This window comes from Henriciella sp. (assembly GCF_049649345.1).
Taxonomy (GTDB): Bacteria; Pseudomonadota; Alphaproteobacteria; order Caulobacterales; family Hyphomonadaceae; genus Henriciella.
Genome location: NZ_JBARZC010000339.1, coordinates 1 through 3,070 on the forward strand (window position 1 = coordinate 1; position 3,070 = coordinate 3,070).

A 3,070-nucleotide genomic window follows, 5' to 3' on the forward strand; every position below is an offset into this window, starting at 1 on the left:
GCTCTATAGTGAGTATAAGGCTGAGCGCATCTGAAAGAGGCGCGTTCGCAGGGCCGCCAACGGCCCGTTTCCTCGATCATTTGGAGCGGCATCAGCCGGGGCGTAGCTCCGGTCAATGGAGAAGCCAGAACATTTCATCGTGCTGAGATACAAGCGCGTATCCTATAACAACCTCGGCGGCATCGAAGCCCACGGCAAGCGTCTTGGCGACGAGATGGATCATGTCGACGCCGCGCGCACGCACCTCAACGAATTCCCGATCGGGCACGAGCATCTTACCGACATTGCCCGCGAGCATGTCGCGAAGATCCAGTGCGAGAATGCGCGACGAAAGGCAGAGGGTCTCAGAAAGAGTCGGCACAGGGGCCAGGCGAAGAGGTTGATGGAGGACGTCCATGAGGCGAGCGACGATCCCGGAGCGCTGGCTGAACTTATTGGCTGGCCGTGGCATCCAAAGAACGAGAAACCGTTCACCGAGGGGCTGATCTCGATTTCTCATGAGTGGTTTTACGACGACCTCGGACAAGAAGATCCGAAGAAGGTCGATGCCTTCCGGTCCTTCGCCGAGCGGAGAAAGAACGCATGCTGCGTGAGCTCGGCGAGCCAATCATCAAGCGCAAGAACATTTCTCCATCACGCGGACGCGAGATCGCCGCGGCTGAGGTCGCCGAAGCGGCGCAGGACAGGGAGGCTGCCGCCGCGGAGAAGTCAGCCGCGGAACGGGATCGGGCGCAGGCGGCACAATCGCTTCAGAAGGTAGCCCAAGAACTCAAGGACGCAAAAGCGTCTCGCGAGACGGCCAACCGAAATCGGCGTATCGCCGAGGAAGAACGGGCGGCGGTCGCGGCCCAAGCGGAATCATTGCAGATTGGAACGACTGCTATCCTCGCCGAAGAGTTGGCCTACGCGCCGCCGTCAGGAGAGGCTGCCGAGCGCCTCACTTGGGGACGTAACAAGCCTGAAAGTCAGGAGCGCCGTGCTTGGCTGGCCGAGAAGATCAAACCGGCGAAAGAATGGTTGATCGGCTTCGCTCGCTCCGTGTTCGGGTCTCAACAGAGGATTGCGGCGGTTCGAGAGGAGCAGAAGACGCGCGCCCAGGCGATCGTCGATGCCGAAGCAAAAATGGGCCGCAGGCCGCCCGAAACCATGATTGATGTCGCTCGAGATAATGGCCGATCCGGGTTCGACCCGTCGCTCATCCCCGGCGCTTGGGCGGTCCCCAAGGACATGAAGGCCCAGCAGATCGACGAGCACCTCAGAAGCATGACGAATACTGCGATCTACGACGCCTATGCTCCCACGCGAGATGCCGGTGATTTTTCAGAGCATGCCGAAATACAGGCACGCTATCGGTCCGGGCTGCACCATCTCGCAAAGGAGGCGGAGAGGCGCGGGCTGGACGTCGAGCTGGGCGAGCATCACCCCGACAAAGCGACGGATGTCGATCGCGCGAAGCTGCATACAGATCTCGCCCCTGTGGCGATCAATGTTCGCAGGCGGGACCGCGACAGGGCAGTGATCCGGGGGAGCTGAGCCCAGGCGGGGCAAAGACCCGCCTGTTAAAGCCTCACTTCGTGCCGCTTGGCTTTGAAGGCATAGGGCCGGCCGGCATCGGAAGATCACCTGTTTCGGGTTCGTCAGACTTCCGTGCACTACGGGTCGGCTTGGCCTCTTTTGAACCCGTTTGACCATCGTCCGCAGGCCGCTGCATCGACGAGAGCATCGCAAACAACGATTCCCGTTCAGCCAGCCGGGCGTTCGCCTCTGCCAGTGCCTTCTCGGCGACGTTCAGCTTCTCTTGAAGCTCAATTACAGTCGCTTCGGCCTCGTCCGCACGCTTGCACTCCCCGTTACGGCCCGCCTCGACGATCGCGATGACCTCTTGGGCCTCCGCCATGTCGTTCCGGTGCCTTTCATCCTTTGCGGCCTGTGATCGGCGCAGATCGACGATCTCGTCGTTCTGAAGTGCGCGGGCCTTTGTCCACATCTCCTTCAATTGTTGCTCGTGGATCAGGCGAAGCTCATCGGGAATCTCCGGCGTATTGGCGAGACGAGTCTCGGTCGCCAACAGGCGCTGCTTCACTGCCCGGACGGCCGGGCACAACTTGGTATATGATCCTTTCACCTCCGCGTGCACCTGAGGCAGCGTGGGCATCTTGCCCTCGTTCTCGGCCATGAACGCCAGAATGGCGGTCTCGGTGCGGCGCAGGTAGTCTTGATCGAGGCCTGGCTCAGCTTCGAATTTCTTTTCGTGCTTGGACATCTGTCGTCTCCGACTGTGGGTGTAATACTCGGCAACGATAATACCGGGTAATACCGCCCCACCTCGGGACGGCACTCAGAAGATTGGTTGATGCTGACGGGCCCGGAAGCGCTTCAACGGCATTTCCGCGAGGAAATCTGTTGTAGCTTCGGCTGATTTCCGCGACGTTGCGGAAAACGCGAAGATTCACGATAAAGGACTGATATGCCTTCCCTCCTCGCCGACCTGAAAGGCGCCCTCGCCGCCCTGCCCGACCTCGTGAACGACGACGGAGAGCTCATCCGGGCCCGCGTGGAGGACCGCGCGGTGAATATGCAGGCTGACCTGCTCGCGGCGTTGATGGCCAAGAACAGCCTGCGCGAGGGGTTCTTTCAGGACGTCGGTGGAACGCTTGTCTTCGATAAGGTGCGGTTCATGCAGACCGTGACGATGCGGGATTTCCTGCCCGACAGCTTCACGGCCTTCGGCAACAAGATCGGGCTGTCCTCGGCCGGTGAGGCGCTGCGCAAGGGGCGCGAAGTAGTGCTGGACTGGCCCTACAAGGATTGCGTGCTGGCCGGGGGAATGACCCGCGAGGACCGCGGCGGCTCGGAGCGGTTCGTCAACCGCATCGTCGCGCCCGACGAAGTGATCCGGTTGGAAGAGCCCAAGGCGCTGCGTGGGTGGGAGCGATGGGATGCCGAAGCCGTGTCCGCGGGCGAACCCGGCAAGGTGACAGAAGTCACGGGGAGGGAGAACCTGCTGATCAAAGGGAACAATCTGTTCGCGTTGCATTCAATAATGGCTCTCCTGTCAAAGCGAGGTATG

Annotated in this window: 4 protein-coding genes; 2 read left to right on the forward strand and 2 right to left on the reverse strand. The window is 61.0% G+C overall.

Translation table 11 applies throughout. The annotated features are described in order from the left end of the window. Positions 1-112 precede the first annotated feature (112 nt). Positions 113-526, reverse strand: coding sequence for a hypothetical protein (locus WA989_RS09285; RefSeq protein WP_424340220.1), 414 nt, complete (start codon positions 524-526; stop codon positions 113-115). 56 nt (positions 527-582) lie between these two features. On the opposite strand from WA989_RS09285, the gene WA989_RS09290 reads away from it, so the two are divergent. After that, positions 583-1,533, forward strand: a complete 951-nt coding sequence (locus tag WA989_RS09290; protein ID WP_424340221.1) for a hypothetical protein — start codon at positions 583-585, stop codon at positions 1,531-1,533. A 34-nt stretch (positions 1,534-1,567) separates the two neighbouring features. Here WA989_RS09290 and WA989_RS09295 read toward each other — a convergent pair whose 3' ends face one another. Beyond that, positions 1,568-2,263, reverse strand: coding sequence for a DNA-binding protein (locus WA989_RS09295; protein WP_424340222.1), 696 nt, complete (start codon positions 2,261-2,263; stop codon positions 1,568-1,570). Between the two features lie 204 nt (positions 2,264-2,467). Between WA989_RS09295 and WA989_RS09300 the strand changes: the two genes are divergently transcribed. Beyond that, a partial coding sequence (locus WA989_RS09300) for a site-specific DNA-methyltransferase (RefSeq protein ID WP_424340223.1) occupies positions 2,468-3,070 on the forward strand: 603 nt, incomplete at its 3' end.

Excerpts from the sequence above, each read along its gene's own strand:
- WA989_RS09290 (WP_424340221.1), top strand. The coding sequence starts at position 583 with ATGCTGCGTGAGCTCGGCGAGCCAATCATCAAGCGCAAGAACATTTCT.
- WA989_RS09295 (WP_424340222.1), bottom strand. The coding sequence starts at position 2,263 with ATGTCCAAGCACGAAAAGAAATTCGAAGCTGAGCCAGGCCTCGATCAA.